Source organism: Streptomyces sp. NPDC006314 (assembly GCF_040613075.1).
In the GTDB taxonomy this organism is placed as follows: domain Bacteria; phylum Actinomycetota; class Actinomycetes; order Streptomycetales; family Streptomycetaceae; genus Streptomyces.
Map to the genome: position 1 here is coordinate 45,543 of NZ_JBEXRL010000016.1, position 18,085 is coordinate 63,627.

The 18,085-nt window shown below is 72.5% G+C and carries 18 protein-coding genes, 1 tRNA gene and 1 pseudogene; 12 read left to right on the top strand and 8 right to left on the bottom strand.

Going from position 1 to position 18,085, the window contains the following annotated elements:
* Positions 1-30: 30 nt before the first annotated feature.
* Together ABZ079_RS26275 and ABZ079_RS26280 are read left to right on the top strand one after the other, a co-directional pair.
* On the top strand, positions 31-1,851 hold the full coding sequence (locus tag ABZ079_RS26275; protein WP_356941910.1) for a sel1 repeat family protein: 1,821 nt from the start codon (positions 31-33) through the stop codon (positions 1,849-1,851).
* A gap of 110 nt (positions 1,852-1,961) precedes the next feature.
* Positions 1,962-2,035: transfer RNA gene (locus ABZ079_RS26280), tRNA-Met, on the top strand.
* A gap of 129 nt (positions 2,036-2,164) precedes the next feature.
* On the opposite strand, the gene ABZ079_RS26285 is transcribed toward ABZ079_RS26280, so the two are convergent.
* Positions 2,165-2,581, bottom strand: coding sequence for a Fur family transcriptional regulator (locus ABZ079_RS26285; RefSeq protein ID WP_356941911.1), 417 nt, complete (start codon positions 2,579-2,581; stop codon positions 2,165-2,167).
* Positions 2,582-2,737: 156 nt separating this feature from the next.
* Here ABZ079_RS26285 and ABZ079_RS26290 point away from each other — a divergent pair, with 156 nt between their 5' ends.
* Positions 2,738-4,192: a catalase gene (locus ABZ079_RS26290; protein WP_356941912.1), complete on the top strand. Its 1,455-nt coding sequence runs from the start codon at positions 2,738-2,740 to the stop codon at positions 4,190-4,192.
* 68 nt (positions 4,193-4,260) lie between these two features.
* On the opposite strand, the gene ABZ079_RS26295 is transcribed toward ABZ079_RS26290, so the two are convergent.
* Positions 4,261-4,656, bottom strand: coding sequence for a CBS domain-containing protein (locus ABZ079_RS26295; protein WP_356941913.1), 396 nt, complete (start codon positions 4,654-4,656; stop codon positions 4,261-4,263).
* A 171-nt stretch (positions 4,657-4,827) separates the two neighbouring features.
* Positions 4,828-5,628, bottom strand: a complete 801-nt coding sequence (gene hisN, locus ABZ079_RS26300) for a histidinol-phosphatase (RefSeq protein WP_356941914.1) — start codon at positions 5,626-5,628, stop codon at positions 4,828-4,830.
* Positions 5,629-5,910: 282 nt separating this feature from the next.
* Here hisN and ABZ079_RS26305 point away from each other — a divergent pair.
* Positions 5,911-6,536 (top strand): annotated as a pseudogene (locus ABZ079_RS26305) (TetR/AcrR family transcriptional regulator).
* 50 nt (positions 6,537-6,586) lie between these two features.
* On the opposite strand, the gene ABZ079_RS26310 reads toward ABZ079_RS26305, so the two are convergent.
* From ABZ079_RS26310 to ABZ079_RS26330, 5 genes are all read right to left on the bottom strand, one after another.
* Entirely contained in the window at positions 6,587-7,192 is a 606-nt protein-coding gene (locus ABZ079_RS26310; RefSeq protein WP_356941915.1) for a hypothetical protein, read from the bottom strand.
* A 16-nt stretch (positions 7,193-7,208) separates the two neighbouring features.
* Positions 7,209-7,532 carry a multidrug efflux SMR transporter gene (locus tag ABZ079_RS26315; protein WP_356941916.1) on the bottom strand — a complete coding sequence of 108 codons (324 nt, stop codon included), beginning with the start codon at positions 7,530-7,532 and terminating at the stop codon, positions 7,209-7,211.
* Positions 7,533-7,616: 84 nt separating this feature from the next.
* The gene (gene rsgA / locus ABZ079_RS26320) at positions 7,617-8,627 is read right to left on the bottom strand and encodes a ribosome small subunit-dependent GTPase A (protein ID WP_356941917.1); all 1,011 of its coding nucleotides are present in this window, start codon (positions 8,625-8,627) and stop codon (positions 7,617-7,619) included.
* 12 nt (positions 8,628-8,639) lie between these two features.
* Positions 8,640-9,956: a 3-phosphoshikimate 1-carboxyvinyltransferase gene (aroA, locus tag ABZ079_RS26325; protein ID WP_356941918.1), complete on the bottom strand. Its 1,317-nt coding sequence runs from the start codon at positions 9,954-9,956 to the stop codon at positions 8,640-8,642.
* Positions 9,957-9,984: 28 nt separating this feature from the next.
* Complete coding sequence (locus ABZ079_RS26330; RefSeq protein WP_356941919.1) at positions 9,985-10,707, bottom strand: M50 family metallopeptidase; 723 nt, start codon at positions 10,705-10,707, stop codon at positions 9,985-9,987.
* A 50-nt stretch (positions 10,708-10,757) separates the two neighbouring features.
* On the opposite strand from ABZ079_RS26330, the gene ABZ079_RS26335 reads away from it, so the two are divergent.
* From ABZ079_RS26335 to def, 8 genes are all read left to right on the top strand, one after another.
* Positions 10,758-11,573 (top strand): SOS response-associated peptidase, encoded by an 816-nt coding sequence (locus ABZ079_RS26335; protein ID WP_356941920.1) that lies wholly within the window; start codon positions 10,758-10,760, stop codon positions 11,571-11,573.
* A 13-nt stretch (positions 11,574-11,586) separates the two neighbouring features.
* Positions 11,587-12,213 (top strand): alpha/beta family hydrolase, encoded by a 627-nt coding sequence (locus ABZ079_RS26340; RefSeq protein ID WP_356941921.1) that lies wholly within the window; start codon positions 11,587-11,589, stop codon positions 12,211-12,213.
* Positions 12,214-12,469: 256 nt separating this feature from the next.
* Positions 12,470-13,165: an RNA polymerase sigma factor SigR gene (sigR, locus tag ABZ079_RS26345; RefSeq protein ID WP_356941922.1), complete on the top strand. Its 696-nt coding sequence runs from the start codon at positions 12,470-12,472 to the stop codon at positions 13,163-13,165.
* Positions 13,162-13,464: a mycothiol system anti-sigma-R factor gene (gene rsrA / locus ABZ079_RS26350; RefSeq protein ID WP_356941923.1), complete on the top strand. Its 303-nt coding sequence runs from the start codon at positions 13,162-13,164 to the stop codon at positions 13,462-13,464. Before sigR ends, rsrA begins: the two co-directional genes overlap by 4 nt.
* 108 nt (positions 13,465-13,572) lie before the next feature.
* Entirely contained in the window at positions 13,573-14,907 is a 1,335-nt protein-coding gene (locus ABZ079_RS26355; RefSeq protein ID WP_356941924.1) for an HD-GYP domain-containing protein, read from the top strand.
* Positions 14,904-16,196, top strand: a complete 1,293-nt coding sequence (locus tag ABZ079_RS26360; protein ID WP_356941925.1) for a metal-dependent phosphohydrolase — start codon at positions 14,904-14,906, stop codon at positions 16,194-16,196. The genes ABZ079_RS26355 and ABZ079_RS26360 overlap by 4 nt, the downstream gene beginning before the upstream one ends.
* A 100-nt stretch (positions 16,197-16,296) precedes the next feature.
* Positions 16,297-17,301, top strand: a complete 1,005-nt coding sequence (locus tag ABZ079_RS26365; RefSeq protein ID WP_356941926.1) for a hypothetical protein — start codon at positions 16,297-16,299, stop codon at positions 17,299-17,301.
* Positions 17,302-17,374: 73 nt separating this feature from the next.
* On the top strand, positions 17,375-18,025 hold the full coding sequence (gene def, locus ABZ079_RS26370) for a peptide deformylase (RefSeq protein ID WP_356941927.1): 651 nt from the start codon (positions 17,375-17,377) through the stop codon (positions 18,023-18,025).
* Positions 18,026-18,085: the final 60 nt, after the last annotated feature.

Below are 18,085 nucleotides of genomic sequence, written 5' to 3' on the forward strand. Positions count from 1 at the left end.
GGGTATACCCAGGTTGCAGGTGGTGCGACGATGGACGTTATGGGGGACAAGGCAACTCTGTTCGGGACAGGGCGATTTGTGCAGCCTTCCGGCGAGGAGGCATCCCACGGCGAACGGGACGACATGGGAGAGGCCGCCGAGGAGCTACGCCTTCGGCTGGCCGCCGAGACCGGCGACGTCGAGGCCGTCAGCGTCCTCGGAGCCATGCTGCTGCGCCGCGGCGACCTCGACGGAGCCGAACCCCACCTGCGGGCCGCCACGGCGGCCGGCGACCGGGCCGCCGCCAACAACCTGGGCGTCCTCCTGCACCAGCGCGGCTACGCCGAGGAGGCCGCCGGCTGGTGGCGGATCGCCGCCGTCGCCGGTTCCGCCGCCGCCGCGCACGCGCTGGGCCGCCACCACCGCGAGCGCGGAGACGAGCCGGCCGCCGAGTACTGGCTGCGCCAGTCCGCCGAGCAGGGCCACGCCCTCGGCGCCTACGCGCTCGCCGACCTGCTGGAGCACCGCGGGGACGTCGGCGCCGAGCACTGGATGCGGGCCGCCGCCGAGTGCGGGCACCGGGAGGCCGCCTACCGGCTCGCGCGCGCGCTGGACCGAAGAGCCGGACATGAAGAGGAGACCGCGGCTGACAACGCTGTCGAAGAGGCCGAACAGTGGTACCGGCAGGCCGCCGCCCGCGGCCACCGGCGGGCCGCGCTGCACCTGGGGGCGATCCTGGAGAAGCGCGGCGACCTGAAGGAGGCCGGGCGCTGGTACCTGACCTCCGCCAAGGACGGTGAGGCGCGCGCCGCCTGTGCCCTCGGCTTCCTGCTGCGGGACGCCGGGGACACCGAGAGCGCCGCCGTGTGGTGGCTGCGTGCGGCCCAGGAGGGCGACGGCAACGCGGCCAACGCGCTCGGCGCGCTGCACGCCGAGCGCGGGGAGACACAGACCGCCGAGCGCTGGTACCGGGCCGCACTGGACGCCGGCGACGACAACGGCGCCTACAATCTCGGGCTGCTCTGCGCCGAGCAGGGGCGGACCGCGCAGGCCGAGCAGTGGTACCGGCGGGCCGCTTACGCCGGGCACCGGGAGGCGGCCAACGCGCTGGCCATCCTGCTGCTCCAGGGAGGTGACACGACCGGGGCCGAGCCGTGGTTCTCCAAGGCCGCCGAGGCCGGGAGCGTGGACGCCGCGTTCAACCTCGGCATCCTGTACGCCGGGCGAGGCACCGAGCAGGACGCGGAGATGGCGCTGCGCTGGTACGAGCGGGCGGCGGCCGCCGGGCACACCGAGGCCGCGCTGCAGGTCGGGATCGCCCGGCTGCGTGAGGGCGACGAGCAGGAGGCCGAACGGCATCTGCGTTGTGCCGCCGGCGGCGGAAGCGCGGAGGCCGCATACCGGCTGGCCACCCTGCTCGACGCGCGGCGGCCGCCGGAGCCCGCGCACGAGCTGGGCGAGGTCGTGCACGAGAAGACCGAGTGCGAGGAGTGGTACGAGCGGGCCGCGTCCCAGGGACACCGGCGGGCGCAGGTGCGGGTGGGCATGCTGGCCGCCGCCCGGGGTGACGTGGTGGAGGCGGCGCGGTGGTACCGGGCGGCGGCGGAGGCCGGGTCGCGCAACGGCGCCTTCAATCTGGGGCTGCTGCTGGCACGCGAGGGCAGCGAGCCGGAGGCCGCCGTGTGGTGGACGCGGGCCGCTGACGCCGGGCATGGCCGGGCGGCACTGCGGCTGGCCCTTGTCTACGCGCGTCGCGGGGAGCTGGCGGAGGGCCAGAAATGGGCGGACAGGGCGGTGGCGCTGGGGCCGGCGGAGGTGGCTGAGCGGGCGGGGCGGTTGCGGGACGCCCTGCGGGAGGAGCTGTCCGCGTGACGCCGGGATGCGCCTGAGCGGTCTCGGCTGGGTGAGAAGTGACCCCGGCCACTCGGACCCCCATTGATTTGCTTCCGTTGGCTTGCCTCGCGTAATGTCGTGTTCACCGACGCGGGGTGGAGCAGCTCGGTAGCTCGCTGGGCTCATAACCCAGAGGTCGCAGGTTCAAATCCTGTCCCCGCTACTGAAGGCCGAGGGCCGGAATCCAGAGATGGGTTCCGGCCCTCGGTTTTGTGTCGGCGGGTAGGGCGTAAGAACGCAGGGAAGAGCCCCGGTGCCTGAAGGCGCCGGGGCTCTTCCCTGCTGTATGCGGCTACGCGCTCGCGCAGTTCGGGCACAGGCCGCGGTACGTCACCTCGACGTCCGACACCGTGAAGCCGAAGCGCTCGGAGTCGGGAAGGTCGGCGAGCGGGTTGCCCGTCGGGTGGACGTCACGGATCGAGCCGCACTCGGCGCAGACCAGGTGGTGATGCGGCCGGTGCGCGTTCGGGTCGTACCGCTTGGCGCGCTTGTCCGTCGTGACTTCCAGCACCTCGCCGAGGGAGACCAGCTCGCCCAGGGTGTTGTAGACGGTCGCGCGGGAGATCTCCGGCAGCCTCGCGACAGCCCGCGAGTGGACCTCTTCGGCCGTCAGATGCACGTGCTCGCCGTCGAGGACCTCGGCCACCACGCGTCGCTGCGCGGTCATCCGCCATCCGCGTCCACGCAGCCGTTCCAGAAGGTCGCTCATGGCTACCAGCCTAACAGCAGCGCGGACCAGCTTGGGAACAGGTGTGAGATTGGATCGGGCTTTGAGTTAGACAGAGTCCATTGTAGGATCGAGAGCGGATTTGGCCCAAGGGCAGGACTGGAACAGGACTAGTCAGTGATGACGCAGGAGGCGCACGTGACGCAGGGACCGCTCACCACGGAGGCCGGTGCCCCGGTCGCCGACAACCAGAACAGCGAGACCGCGGGCGTCGGCGGCCCGGTGCTCGTCCAGGACCAGCTGCTCCTGGAGAAGCTGGCCCACTTCAACCGTGAGCGCATTCCGGAGCGCGTGGTGCACGCCCGCGGAGCGGGTGCCTACGGCACCTTCACCGTGACCGCCGATGTCACGAAGTACACGCGCGCCGCGTTCCTCTCCGGGGCCGGCAAGGAGACCGAGGTCTTCCTGCGCTTCTCGACCGTGGCCGGCAACCTCGGCGCGGCGGACGCCGTCCGGGACCCGCGCGGCTTCGCGTTGAAGTTCTACACCGAGGAGGGCAACTACGACCTCGTCGGCAACAACACCCCGGTGTTCTTCATCCGGGACGCGATCAAGTTCCCGGACTTCATCCACACCCAGAAGCGCGACCCGTACACGGGCAGCCAGGAGGCGGACAACGTCTGGGACTTCTGGAGCCTGAGCCCGGAGAGCACCCACCAGGTGACCTGGCTGTTCGGCGACCGCGGCATCCCGGCGTCATATCGCCACATGGACGGCTTCGGCTCGCACACCTTCCAGTGGAACAACGAGGCCGGCGAGGTCTTCTGGGTCAAGTACCACTTCAAGACCGACCAGGGGATCATGAACCTCACCGCCGGGGAGGCCGAGCTCCTCGCGGGCAAGGACCCCGACTCGCACCAGCGTGACCTGCGCGAGGCGATCGAGCGCGGCGAGTTCCCGAGCTGGACCGTGGGCGTGCAGATCATGCCGGCGGCCGACGCGGCGACGTACCGCTTCAACCCGTTCGACCTGACCAAGGTGTGGCCGCACGCCGACTACCCGGTCATCGAGATCGGCAGGCTGGAGCTGAACCGCAACCCGCGGAACGTCTTCGCCGAGGTCGAGCAGTCGATCTTCAGCCCCGCGCACTTCGTGCCGGGCATCGGCCCCTCGCCCGACAAGATGCTCCAGGGCCGGCTCTTCGCGTACGGCGACGCACACCGCTACCGCGTCGGCATCAACGCCGACCACCTGCCGGTGAACCGCCCGCACGCCACCGAGGCGCGCACCAACTCCCGTGACGGCCACCTCTACGACGGCCGCCACGGGGGTGCGAAGAACTACGAGCCGAACAGCTTCGGCGGGCCGCAGCAGACCGGCCGTCCGCTGTGGCAGCCGTTCGACGGCTTCACGGCCGGCACCGGCGACCACCCGACGCCGGTGCACGCCGAGGACGACGACTTCGTGCAGGCGGGCAACCTCTACCGGCTGATGTCGGAGGAGGAGAGGGAGCGTCTGACCGCCAACCTCGCGGGCTCCCTCTCGCAGGTCTCGCGCGAGGACATCGTCGAGCGCGCGATCGGCAACTTCCGCAACGCCGACGCCGGCTTCGGCAAGCGGCTGGAGACGGCGGTGCAGGCGCTGCGCGGCTGAGCCGGCCGCCTTCGCGGCCGGGCGGGCCGGACCCCGAGGTGCTCTGGGGTCCGGCCCGCTTCGCATGCTCAGGGCACGGGTGCGGGTTCGGGCGCCGGGACCCAGCAGCGGATGATGTCGCGGACCGAGACGATGCCGGCCACGTCGCCGCCGTCGAGGACGACCAGGTGCCGGAAGCCCCCATGGGTCATGGCGTGGGCGGCCTGCTGAAGGGTCCACGTCGGGGTGGCGAAGACGACGTCGGTGGTGGTGTGGGCGTGGGTGTGTTCCGTGTCCGGGTTCTGGCCGAGGCCGACGGAGTTGAGGATGTCGCGTTCGGTGAGGATGCCGATGCCGCCGGCGTCCGGGTCGAGGACCACGGCGGCGCCGATGCGGCGGGCGGACATCAGGGCGGCTGCCTGGCGGAGGGTGTGGGCGGGGCCGACGGTGAGGATCACCGTGCTCATGGCGTCACGGACGAGCATGGATGGGGCCACCTCCTGGGAATCCCTGCCGTTGTGCAGCCCGGCGCCGGAGGCGCCTCTTCGGCGCTGCACAAGTTCACAAGTAGGGGTGGGCTCAGAGTGCCAGGCAAAGGGAGGGTCAACAAGAGGGCGCGCGGCGCCAGTTGAGGGCGTGCGCGGTTCTCCCGTGGGTCAGCGGCGCTGGTCGAGATACCCCAGCAACTCGTCGTGCAGCAGACCGTTGGACGCGGCGGCGTTGCCGCTGTGCGGGCCGGGGCGGCCGTCGAGGCCGGTGAAGGTGCCGCCCGCCTCGGTGACGACGATCGCGTTGGCGGCCATGTCCCACAGGGACAGTTCCGGCTCGGCGCAGATGTCCACGGAGCCCTCGGCGACCATCATGTACGGCCAGAAGTCGCCGTACGCGCGCGTGCGCCACACCTGGCGGGTCAGGTCCAGGAAGCCGTCGAGGCGGCCCTGCTCCTCCCAGCCGGAGAGCGAGGAGTACGCGAACGAGGCGTCCGCGAGCTCGCCGACGCGGGAGACGTGGATGCGGGTCGCGGAGGTCAGACTGCGGCCGGTGAAGGCGCCGTGGCCCTTCGCGGCCCACCAGCGGCGGCCGAGGGCGGGGGCGGAGACGACGCCGACGACGGGCTGGAAGCCGCCCTCACCGGCTTCCATCAGGGAGATGAGCGTTGCCCAGACGGGGACACCGCGGACGTAGTTCTTGGTGCCGTCGATCGGGTCGATCACCCAGCGGCGGGGGCCGGTGCCCTCGACGCCGTACTCCTCGCCGAGGATCGCGTCCCTCGGGCGGGCGCGCTGGAGGTGGCCGCGGATGAGTTCTTCCGCTGCCTTGTCCGCCTCGCTCACCGGGGTCATGTCCGGCTTCGTCTCCACCTTCAGGTCGAGGGCCTTGAAGCGGTCCATGGTGGCGGCGTCGGCGGCGTCCGCGAGGACGTGGGCGAGGCGCAGGTCGTCGAGGTAGTCCGGCATGTGACGAACGGTATCCGCCGGGTGGGTTCGGGTGCTACCAGGGGCGGGGTGGACGAGGGTGCGCGCGGTGGCCGCGCCGGACGGATACGGCGGCTGCGGCTCTCCAGGGCGCGGGGAACCGCGCGACCGGGCCCCATGGCGCCACAGCCGGGGCACCGCCCGCACCGCGACGGCAATCGCCCCGACGGCCGAAACACCGCCCGTACCGCCGCGAACCCTTGACAGTGCATACAAGCGCGTCAAATCTGGGCGCAGAGTCGCTCCGCCCCCAGGGAGGCGAGGATGCCTGCTGCCCGGGATTCGCTACTGGACGCCGCCTACACGGCTCTCGCGCGCCGGCCGTGGTCCGCGGTGCGGATGGTCGACGTGGCCGCGGCGGCCGGGGTGTCCCGGCAGACCCTGTACAACGAGTTCGGCAGCAAGGACGGGCTGGCCCGGGCCCTGGTCCGGCGGGAGGCCGACGGTTACCTCGCCGGGGTGGAGCGGGCGCTCGGCAGCTCCACCGAAGCCGGGGAGCGGCTCATCGCCACCGCCGAGTGGACGGCCGCCGCCGCGCGGGACAACGCGCTCGCCGGGCCGTGCTCACCGGCTCCTGGAGCGAGCGGTTGCCGGCGCCGCAGTTCGCGGGCGTGCCGTCCTCCTCCGCGGTGCCCGCTCAGCGCCGGGCCGACAGGCCCCTGCCGACGCCCCGCGAGTTCGTGCGGGTCGTGCGGGACCGCGCGGTGACCGCGCTGACCGGGCCCGGCGCCACCGCCCGGGCCGGCACCGCCGAGCTGGCCCTCTCCTGCGAACTGGTCGTACGACTCGCCCTGTCCTGCGTGTCGGCGCCGCCGGGGGAGGGCGGCATGGCCGAGCTGGTGCGGGCGGTGCTCCCCCCGGCGGACGGTGTGACGCCCACCGCGGTGTGACGCGCTGTGCCGTGTGCCCCCGACCGGACGGTGCCGTGGGTCTGACGCCGTCAGGACTCGTAGGGACGGCCCCGGAAGTACAGGGCCCTGTACTTCCGGGGACGGTCACCGCGTTCGTGCGCGGCATCGGACCGGTCGGCGGGAGCCGAACGCCGGGACAGTGCGCGCAGCCTCTCCAGACCGGCCAGCACCTCGGCGCGATGACCGGACTCCTTCATCCAGCGGGGCAGCCGCGCGGACATCGCCCGCGTCGGACGCGCACCGCTCCGCTCGCGCAACGCGGCGCCGGCATAGGCCGCCAGCGCCTCGATGTGCTCCTCGTTGTAGGCCCACAGGATCCGGCCGGCACACCGGGTCTGCAGCCACAGCGGCCGGCCGAGGAAGGGGTCCTCGGTGCCGCCCGGTTGAGCCGCGACCAGCCCGCCGCCGCGCATGTCCGCCGTCCAGCCGGCGACGGCGCCGCACGCGCCGCAGACCAGTCGCCGGGGCTGGAACAGCAGCTCGGAGGAGGCCGGCGCCGGGAGCCCGGGCCGGGGAGCGATGTGCGCGCGGCCCCCGCAGCGGGGGCAGACGACCAGCACCCGGCCGGCGAACTCGGCCAGCAGGCGCCCCGGATCGTGATGCCGGGACGGATCGTTACGCCCTTCGGAGCCCATGCCGCAGCCCCGTGCCCTAGCGGGCGGAGCCCGACAGCTGCAGGCCGATCACCCCGACGATGACGAGACTGATCGAGACGATCTTCAGGGTGGACACCAGGTCACCGAGGAAGACCATGCCGTAGATCGCGGTGCCCGCCGCGCCGATCCCGGTCCACACGGCGTAGGCGGGACCGACGTCGAGCTTCCTCAACGAGAGGGTCAGCAGGCCGAAGCTGCCGAGCGCGAAGGACGCGAAGGCGATCGTCGGCCACAGACGGGTGAACCCGTGCGAGAGCTTCAGGCACACGGCGAAACCGGTCTCCAGAATTCCGGCGACGATGACCAGCAGCCACGCCATGCCCTGTCCTCCCGTTGGTCCGGATCTCCGGCTCGGTGCGATTATGCACTTACCGGCCTCCCGCCCGGGCAAACAACGCGATGGTCAGTCGCCTTCCGTCCGCTCCCGCGTGGCCAGCAGCCGGCGCAGGGAATACAGCCGCGCCGGGTCGGCGTGACCTTTCTCGACCCACGCGTCCAGCGCGCAGTCCGGCTCGTCGTGACTGCACGCGCGCGGGCAGCCCTCCGTACCCGGCTCCAGGTCCGGGAAGGCGTGGATCACCCGGGACGGGTCCACGTGGTGCAGCCCGAAGGAGCGTACGCCCGGGGTGTCGACGACCCAGCCGGCGCCGCCGGGCAGCGGCAGCGCGAGCGCCGAGGTGGTGGTGTGCCGGCCGCGTCCCGTCACGGCGTTGACATGGCCCGTCGAACGACGCCGGTCCCGTGGCACCAGCGCGTTCACCAGGGTCGTCTTGCCCACGCCGGAATGCCCGACGAACGCCGTGACCTTGCCGTCCAACTGCTCTCGCACCCGGGCCACCGCGGTGCCGTTCTCCAACTCCTCACGGCTGGTGACGACGTACGGGATGTCGAGGGCGCCGTACAGCTCCAGGAGCTTCTCCGGCGGGGCCAGGTCCGACTTCGTCATCACCAGCAGCGGCTCCAGACCGCCGTCGTAGGCCGCGACGAGGCAGCGGTCGATCAGGCGCGGGCGCGGCTCGGGGTCGGCCAGGGCCGTGACGATCGCCAGCTGGTCGGCGTTGGCGACGACCACCCGCTCGTACGGATCGTCGTCGTCGGCCGTGCGCCGCAGCACCGATGTGCGCTCCTGGATGCGCACGATCCGCGCGAGCGTGTCCTTCTGACCGGACAGATCGCCCACCAGGGCCACCCGGTCGCCGACGACGGCCGCCTTGCGGCCCAGCTCACGCGCCTTCATCGCCATGACGACCCGGTCCTCGACCAGGCAGGTCAGCCGCCCCCGGTCGACGGTGAGGACCAGGCCCTCGGCCGCGTCCTCGTGCTTGGGCCGGATGTTCGTACGCGGCCGGTTGCCCTTGCGGTTGGGGCGGCTGCGGATGTCGTCCTCGTCGGTGTGCTTGCCGTAGCGGCGCATGGCGTCAGATCCCTACTGCCCGAGCATCCCGGTCCACAGCTCGGGGAAGTCCGGCAGGGTCTTCGCCGTCGTCGCCACGTTCTCGATCCGCACGCCCTCGACCGCCAGGCCGATGACAGCGCCGGCGGTCGCCATGCGGTGGTCCTCGTAGGTGTGGAAGGTGCCGCCGTGCAGCGGGCGCGGCCGGATGTGCAGGCCGTCGGCCGTCTCGGTGACGTCACCGCCGAGTTCGTTGATCTCCTTGGTGAGGGCGGCCAGCCGGTCCGTCTCGTGCAGCCGCAGATGGGCCACGCCCCGCAGGGTCGAGGGGGAGTCGGCGAGTGCGGCGACCGCCGCGATGCCCGGGGTCAGCTCGCCGACGTCGCTCAGGTCGACATCGATGCCGTGGACGGCACCCGAACCGGTGAAGACCAGCCCGTAGTCGGTGAGGTCGCAGGAGCCACCCATCTCGGTGAAGATCTCCCGCAGCCGGTCGCCCGGCTGGGTCGTATGGGCCGGCCAGTCCGGGATCAGCACCTTGCCGCCCGTCACCAGGGCCGCCGCCAGGAACGGCTGCGCGTTCGACAGGTCCGGCTCGATCGTCAGGTCCCGGCCGAGCAGCGCCCCCGGCGTCACCCGCCACACGTTCGGCTCGCCGCCCGACTCCGGGGTGTCCACCTGGGCGCCGACCGCGCGCAGCATGTCCACCGTCATCCGGATGTGCGGCACGGAGGGCAGGGTCGCGCCGGTGTGCCGGACCTCCACGCCCTGGTTGAAGCGGGGCCCCGACAGCAGCAGCGCCGAGACGAACTGGGAGGACGAGGATGCGTCGACCGAGACCGGGCCGCCGTCCAGGGCCCCGCCGCCGTGCACGGTCAGCGGCAGCGCGCCCCGGCCGTCGTCGTCGATCCGGGCACCGAGCACACGCAGCGCGTCGATCACGCCGTTCAGGGGACGCTCGTACGCCCGGGGGTCCCCGTCGAAGCGGATCGGGCCGTCGGCGAGCGCGGCCACCGGGGGCAGGAAACGCATGACGGTGCCGGCGTTGCCGACGTCGACCGTGGCAGGGCCGTGCAGGTCCGTGGGCAGTACCCGCCAGGCCTCACCGGTGCCGTCGGGGCCGACCCCTTCCTCGATCTCCACGCCCATGGCCCTGAGCGCACCGGCCATCAGCAGGGTGTCGCGGGAGCGCAGCGGGCGGCGCAGCCAGCCGGGCTCGGAGGCCAGGGCGGCGAGGACGAGGGCGCGGTTGGTGACCGACTTGGACCCCGGCACGTGGACCGTCGCGTCGACGGCCCCGCTCGCGTGCGGGGCGGGCCAGAGGGCGGTAGGGGCGGTGTTCGGGGCCATGGGGCCACTTTATAAGGAGGGCCCGGTATCAACCTTCCAGCAGCCAGCGCCCGCCGCCGATCAGCGAGCACAGCGACACCGCGTGGAACAGGAACAGCCACAGGCCCGGCGGCACGTGCGTCAGGCGGGACAGCTGGTCCGCGTCCGAGTCCCCGGCCCCTCCCCGCGACCGCTTGGCCTGCAGCTCGAACGGCGGCCGTACCCCGCCGCACAGCAGGAACCACACCACCGCGTACGCGAACGCCGCCTGCACCTGCGGTCCCGCCAGCCAGGACACCAGCAGGAAGGCACCGCCCGTGAGGACGACCGTCAGGACGCCGTACGCGTTGCGGATCATCACCAGCATCACCACCAGCAGGGCGGTCGCGGCCCACAGCAGCAGCGTGATGCGCCCGGCGGCCAGCAGGGCGGCCCCACCCAGGCCCAGCAGCGAGGGCGCGGTGTAACCCGCGGCGGCCGTGAGGATCATGCCCGGGCCGTACGGCTTACCCCGGCTCACCGTGAGGCCGCTGGTGTCGGAGTGCAGGCGGATGCCGGTGAGCTGCCGGCCGGTGAGCAGCGCGACCAGGCCGTGGCCGCCCTCGTGCGCGATGGTGATCGCGTTGCGGGATATCCGCCACATCGTTGGCGGGACCACCACGGCGAGCGCGGCGCCCAGCGTGGCCAGCACCACCCACAGGGCGGGGTCGGGCTGGGTGCCGGTGAGCCGGTCCCAGAGGTCGGGCAGCGCGGTGGCGGCGAGGCTGTCCATGTGTCCGAGTGGCTCCCTGTACTGGTACGGAGTCTGGCAGTGTGGCACGTATGTGCGGACGGTATGCATCGAGTCGTAGGCCCGAGGACCTCGCGGGAGTCTTCGAGGTCGAGAAGTGGGAGCCCGAGGAGGCCCTGGAGCCGGACTACAACGTGGCTCCGACCAAGGAGGTCTACGCCGTCCTCGACCGTCCCCTGAAAGACGCGGACTCCCCGCGTCCGGTTCGCCAGCTGCGCAGGCTGAAGTGGGGCCTGGTGCCCTCCTGGGCCAGGACACCCGAGGGCGGCGCCCGGATGATCAACGCCCGAGCGGAGACCGTCCACGAGAAGCCCTCCTACCGCCGCGCCTTCGCCGCCCGCCGCTGCGTCCTGCCCGCCGACGGCTACTACGAGTGGGTCACCGGCACGCAGGAGCGGGATCTGGAGGCCGAGGGCAAGAAGAAGCGGCCGCGCAAGCAGCCGTACTTCGTGCTGCCCGCCGACGGCTCGGTGTTCGCGATGGCCGGGCTGTACGAGTTCTGGCGCGACCGGACCCTGCCCGACGACCACCCGCAGGCCTGGTGGGTCACCTGCTCGGTGATCACCACGGAGGCGGAGCAGACCCCTCTGGCCGTCGCCCCCGCCGAGGGCCCGCACGCCCTCGCCGAGATCCACCCCCGGATGCCGCTGATGCTCACCCCGGACCGCTGGGACGCGTGGCTGGACCCCTCCCGCACCGACCCGGACGACCTGCGCGGACTGCTGGCCCCGCCGCCGGCCGGCCTGATGCGCGCCTACCCCGTCTCCACGGCCGTCAGCAACGTCCGCAACAACGGCCCGGAGCTGCTGAAGGAGCTGGAGGCACCGGAAGAGGGCACACTCTTCTAACGTGATCCCCAGCATGATCGAGACTGTCGAGACCGGGGCCGGGACCGCACGCGTCACCTGGCACAGGGCGAACAAGGCGCGGCTGGTGCTGGCCGTCGGCCATGGGGCCGGCGGTGGCATCGAGGCGCGCGACCTCCAGGCGCTCGCGCGGACCCTCCCCGCGCACGGGGTGACCGTCGCCCTCGTCGAGCAGCCCTGGCGGGTCGCGGGCAGGAAGGTCGCGCCCGCGCCGAAGACCCTGGACACCGGGTGGCGCGGGGTGTGGCCCGCGCTCGCGAAGCCCGGCCTGCCGGTGATCTCCGGCGGGCGCAGCGCCGGCGCCCGGGTCGCCTGCCGTACCGCCGGCGAGCTGGGCGCGCACGCCGTGCTCGCGCTGAGCTTCCCGCTGCACCCGCCGGGCAAGCCGGAGAAGTCCCGCGCGCAGGAGCTGCTGGGCGCCGGGGTGCCCACCCTGGTCGTGCAGGGCGGGAACGACCCCTTCGGAAGGCCCGGGGAGTTTCCGGAGGGCGGCTTCGAACTGGTCGAGGTGCCCCACGGCGACCATGGGTTCGCCGTCCCCAAGCGCGCGGCCCTCACGCAGGAGCAGGCCCTGGAGATCATCGGCGGCGGTGTCGCCGAGTGGATCGCGTCACTCGGGTGACCACCGGGAATGCCGCACGGTGGCCCACTGTTGTGGCCGACAGAAGTGCTGAGGCCTCGGCACCGACGTCGTAGGGAAGGAAGTCCGCCGCATGGGTTCGACCATCTGCCCGAGCCGTCAGCGCAGCACTGACCTGGACTGGACGGTGCTGCACGCGGCCAGGACCGCTCCTATTCGAGCGGCGGCAGGCACGGGTCGTGTTCTATCCTCCGAATCGAGTGGGACCGGTCTCGGTCCTGCCCGGGATCTTGAGGAGGTGGGTCCGGTCACTGGGACCGACGCAGGGACCGACAACGGTCAGGCGGAGCTGCCCGAGGGCCAGGGCGTGAGCGCGGAGGTCTCCTCCGAGTCGACCGCGGAGCGCAGTGCGCGCTTCGAGCGCGACGCGCTCGAATACCTCGACCAGATGTACTCGGCCGCGCTGCGCATGACGCGCAACCCGGCCGACGCCGAGGACCTGGTGCAGGAGACATACGCCAAGGCGTACGCGTCCTTCCACCAGTTCCGCGAGGGCACGAACCTCAAGGCGTGGCTGTACCGGATCCTCACCAACACGTTCATCAACTCGTACCGCAAGAAGCAGCGCGAGCCCCAGCGCAGCGCGGCCGAGGAGATCGAGGACTGGCAGCTCGCCCGCGCCGAGTCGCACATGTCGACGGGTCTGCGCTCCGCCGAGTCGCAGGCGCTCGACCACCTGCCCGACTCGGACGTGAAGGAAGCGCTGCAGGCGATCCCCGAGGAGTTCCGCATCGCCGTCTATCTCGCGGATGTCGAGGGCTTTGCGTACAAGGAGATCGCGGACATCATGGGGACACCCATCGGTACGGTGATGTCCCGGCTGCACCGGGGCCGCCGTCAACTGCGCGGCATGCTGGAGGACTACGCCCGTGAGCGCGGGCTGGTCCCGGCCGGCGCGGGAGAGTCGAACGAAGCGAAAGGCTCGGGCTCATGAGCTGCGGAGAGCCGCACGAGACGGACTGCAGTGAGGTCCTCGACCACCTGTACGAGTTCCTCGACAGTGAGATGCCGGACATCGATCGCGACAAGTTCCAGCACCACTTCGAGGAATGCTCGCCGTGCCTGGAGAAGTACGGCCTGGAACAGGCCGTGAAGAAGCTGGTCAAGCGGTGCTGCGGACATGACGACGTCCCCGCCGACCTGCGCGCCAAGGTCATGGGGCGGATCGAGCTGATCCGCTCCGGCCACACCGTGCCCGAGCACGACGTGACCGCCACCGCTCCGGAGAACTGACCGCCGGGTCATCACCCGAACGTGCTAATCCTCAGGTCATAAGCCCCGCACCCCCGACTCCCGCCCTAGGCTCCGAGCCTGGACAGGCATGGTCGGGGGAGGGACGCGATGGAGGCACTACCGGCGAGGGCACGTGGCTATGTGGCCTGTGTCGCCCTGCTGGCCGTGCTCTGCGCGGTGCCCCTGCCCGCGACCCGCGCCCCCTGGTGGGCGGTCTTCCTGCTCATGGCGGTCTACGCGGCCTGCGAGCACGTCGTACGGCGTCGCTTCGGCTGCACCTTCTACCCGGTACTGCTCGCCGGAGCGTTCCTGCTGCCCCCGTCGGCCGCCGCGCTCGTCCCGCTGCCCGCGGTCCTGCTCCGCCCCGTCGGGCACCGGCCCGCGCTGCCGCGGCGCGTCTGGCGGGCCGCGCAGCCCTCGCTCGCCGTGTGGGGCGCCGGTGAGGTGCACGGGGCGCTCGGCGGCCGGGACGCGGTCGTCGCCTGCGACTTCCCCCACGCGCTGCTGCCCGCCGGCGCGGCCGTGCTCGCCTTCTGCGTGATCCTCACCGTCCTCGACGGCGGCATCCGCGCCGTCGCCACGGGGGCATCTCCCACGCCGTTCGGGCAGTGGGGGAACCTGGCGCTGCGCCGGGCCTGGCGAGGGCTGTCCCGCTCGCTCGCGCCGGTGGCGGTGCACGGACTCGCCGGGCTGATGATGGCCGTGCTGTGGCGCAGCCCGTACGGCCCGGTCGCCGCGCTGCTCGTGTTGCTGCCGATGTACGTCTCCTCGTGGGTGTTCGCCCAGTACCACCGCGAACGCGCCGCCCACCAGGCCACCATCCGCGCCCTCGTCCAGGCCGTCGACATCAAGGACGGCTACACGCGCGGCCACAGCGAACGCGTCGGGCAGGCCTCCGTGATGATCGCCCGCGAACTCGGCATGGACGACGAACGCGTCGAGGTGCTGCGCTTCGCCGGCATCCTGCACGACGTCGGCAAGCTGGGCGTCCCCACCCGGCTGCTGCGCAAGGACGGACCTCTCACCCCCGAGGAGCGGCGGATCATCGAACTGCACCCCGAGTACGGGCACGAGATGGTCCGCGGGATCTCCTTCCTCGGCGAGGCCCGCGCGGCGATCCTGCACCACCACGAACGCCTCGACGGCAGCGGCTACCCGTACGGCCTGGTCGGCACGCAGATCCCCGAGTGCGCCCGGATCGTCGCCGTAGCGGACGCCTTCGACGCGATGACCTCCACCCGCTCCTACCGCAGGGCGCGCCCGGTCGAGACGGCCGTCGCCGAGCTGGAGCGCTGCGCCGGGTCCCAGTTCGACCCCCGCGTGGTCGCCGCGTTCGTCCGCGCCCTGCGCCACTACGGCTGGCACCCCGCGGTCACCGCCGACGAGCCGTCGTACGACCCGGCACCCGAAGAGCGGATCCCCAGCACCGGGACGCCCCGATGACCGCCCTGCGGCTCATCCACGGCGCCGCCGCCCTCGCCGCGGCGGGCTCCCTCGCCGTCACCCTGTGGACCGGCCTGGACGGGCGGGGCGTCGCCCTCGCCTTCGGGGTGCTCATAGCCGTCGGTGAACTGACCAGGTGGAGCGGCGTCCCGGTACGGCGGGCCGCGCCTCTCGGCGCCGCCGGATCGCTGTCGTACGCCCTGCTGGGCACCGTCGCCGGGCGGCCCACCGAGCACGACGCCGCCCAGGTCGTCACCGTCGTCCTCATCGCCGCCCTGCTCGGCGCCGTCCCGCACATCTGGTCCGGCCGCACGCCCACGCTCGACCACCTGGCCCGTCGCGTCCTCACCGTCGGCTTCGCCGCCGTCTGCTTCCAACCCCTCTACAACCGGGGCGTGTTCGCCTCCTGGGACGGCCCCGCCTATGCCCTGCTCCTCGTCACCCTGCTCGGCCTGACCGCTCTGTGCGACGCCGTCCTCGCCGCCGCCCTCGCCCACTGCCGCACCCGCTGGCCGTTCGGGTCGCTGCTGCGCGAGGAACTGCGCGGGCTGCTCGGCATCGGCTCCGCCGTCTGTGCCACCGGCGCGGTGATGGCGCTCGCGGTCGCCGTCGCCGGACTCTGGGCACTGCCCGTGTTCTGCCTGCCCCTGCTGCTCACCCAGCTCTCCGTCCGCCGCTACGCGGCCGTCCACGCCACCTACCGGCAGACCATCGCCTCCCTCGCCCGCGCCACCGAGATCGCCGGCTGCACCCCCACCGGGCACGCCCACCGCGTCGCCGCGCTCAGCCTCGGCGTCGGCCGGGACCTGGGCCTGACCGGACCCGAGCTGACCGTGCTGGAGTACGCGGCCCTCATGCACGACATCGGACAGCTCAGCCTGGTCGACCCCGTCCCCGCCGGCGCCACCGCCGGCCTGCCCCCCGAGGAGCAGCGGCGCATCGCCCTGCTCGGCGGGGCCGTCGTCCGGCAGACCGGCGTCGACGCGGCCGTCGCCGTCGTCGTGGAGCGGCAGGCCGACCCCTACGCCGAGCAGCCGGTCGCCGCGCGGATCGTCCGGGCCGTGAACGCCTACGAGGAGAAGGCCCGGGACGCCGGGCCCGAGGGGCCCCTGCGGGCACTGGAGGAGCTGCGCCTCGGCACCGCCGGGGACTACGCTCCCGAGGTCGTGGAGTCGCTCGCCCGGGTCCTCGCCCAGCCCCGGGGATGGCACGAGAGCGGGCCGGCCGAGGGCGACGGGAGACGGACGGCACTGTCTGACCTCGTCCATGGCTGGGTAACCCATGGGTAATGAGCGCCTTTCCCACCGCACGTGGTTGGATGCGAGGGAGAGGGTGTCCGGGGGCACAAGCCAGCCCACTGTGCGGAACTGGAACTGGCAGGCGGGAATCGTGAGGATCTTCGGCAAGGGACGGCACCGGCCCTCCGCCTCTTGGCGGCAGGCCACCGACCGGGCGTTCACGCTGATCGGCGACGGCCGGTACGAGGACGCGGGCGAGCTGCTGACACGGGCCGCCGACCTGGAGCCCTGGCTGTCGGAGTCCTGGTTCAACCTCGCGCTGCTGCACAAGTTCCGGCACGACTGGGAGCAGGCCCGCGCGGCCGGACTGCGCGCCGTGGCCCTCCTGGACCGGGAGACCGGCGCTCCCGACTGGTGGAACGTCGGCATCGCCGCGACCGCCCTGCAGGACTGGCCGCTGGCCCGCCGCGCCTGGCAGGCGTACGGGCTGAAGGTGCCCGGCACCTCCCGGCCGAAGGCCGGGGGAGGCGCCACCGGCTCCGGTGAACCCGTCGGCATGGAGCTGGGCAGCGCGGCCGTACGGCTCTCCCCGGAGGGCGAGGCCGAGGTCGTGTGGGGCCGCAGACTGGACCCGGCGCGGATAGAGGTGCTGTCCATCCCGCTTCCCTCGTCCGGACGGCGCTGGGGCGAGGTCGTCCTGCACGACGGCGTCCCGCACGGCGAGCGCACGATGTCCACCGGGCACTCCTACCCGGTCTTCGACGAGATCGAGCTGTGGGCGCCGTCCCCCGTGCCCACCTGGGTGGTCCTGCTGGAGGCGGCCACGGAGGCGGACCGGGACGCGCTGGAACAGCTCGCGGCCGACGCCGGGTTCGCCGCGGAGGACTGGTCGTCGTCGGTGCGGCTGCTGTGCCGGATGTGTTCGGAGTCCCGGATGCCGTCGGACGAGGGCGAGGGTGTGCACCTGGACCCCCATGACCACAGTGAGCCCGGTCATCCCGGTCCGCTCGGTCATCGCACGGACGGGCAGCTGTGGGTGCCGGAGCGGGAGTGTGGCGTCGCGGCGCCGGCCTCCCTGGTCAGGGGGCTGCTCGACGGATGGGTCGCGGACAGCCCGGACTCCAGGGACTGGCGCGATCTCGAAGAGGTTTGCTGAGTCGCCGGTGACCGGCCACCTTTAGGCTGTACTCGCAGAATTTTCCAGGCTTGCAGGAAGGCGTACGTCGGTCATGGCGCAGCAGGACACCGATCAGCAGGACGCGGGAGTGCTCCCCGTCGACGACGAGGGCTATGTCGTCGACACGGAGGACTGCGAGGAGCGCGAGACGGCCTGGCGGGAGCGCGGGACCTCGCGCCCGATCACCGTCGTCGGCAACCCGGTGCTGCACAAGGAGTGCAAGGACGTCACCGAGTTCGGTGAGGAGCTGCAGCAGCTGGTCGCGGACATGTTCGCCAGCCAGCGCACCGCCGAGGGCGTGGGCCTGGCCGCCAACCAGATCGGTGTCGACCTGAAGGTCTTCGTCTACGACTGCCCCGACGACGAGGGCGTCCGGCACGTCGGCGTGGTGTGCAACCCGAAACCCGTCGACCTGCCCGCCGACAAGCGCCGGCTGGACGACAGCAACGAGGGCTGCCTGTCCGTGCCGACCGCGTACGCGCCGCTCGCGCGTCCCGACTACGCCGAGGTCACCGGCCAGGACGAGAAGGGCAACCCGATCAGGGTCCGCGGCACCGGCTACTTCGCCCGCTGTTTGCAGCACGAGACCGATCACCTCTACGGCTACCTCTACATCGACCGGCTGTCCAAGCGGGACCGCAAGGACGCGCTGCGGCAGATGGCCGAGAACGAGCCACGTTATCCCGTGGTCGCCAACGACTAGTCACCGCAGGGCCGTTGGGGCGCCCGACCGGGATCACTCCCGGTCGGGCGCCCTTCATAT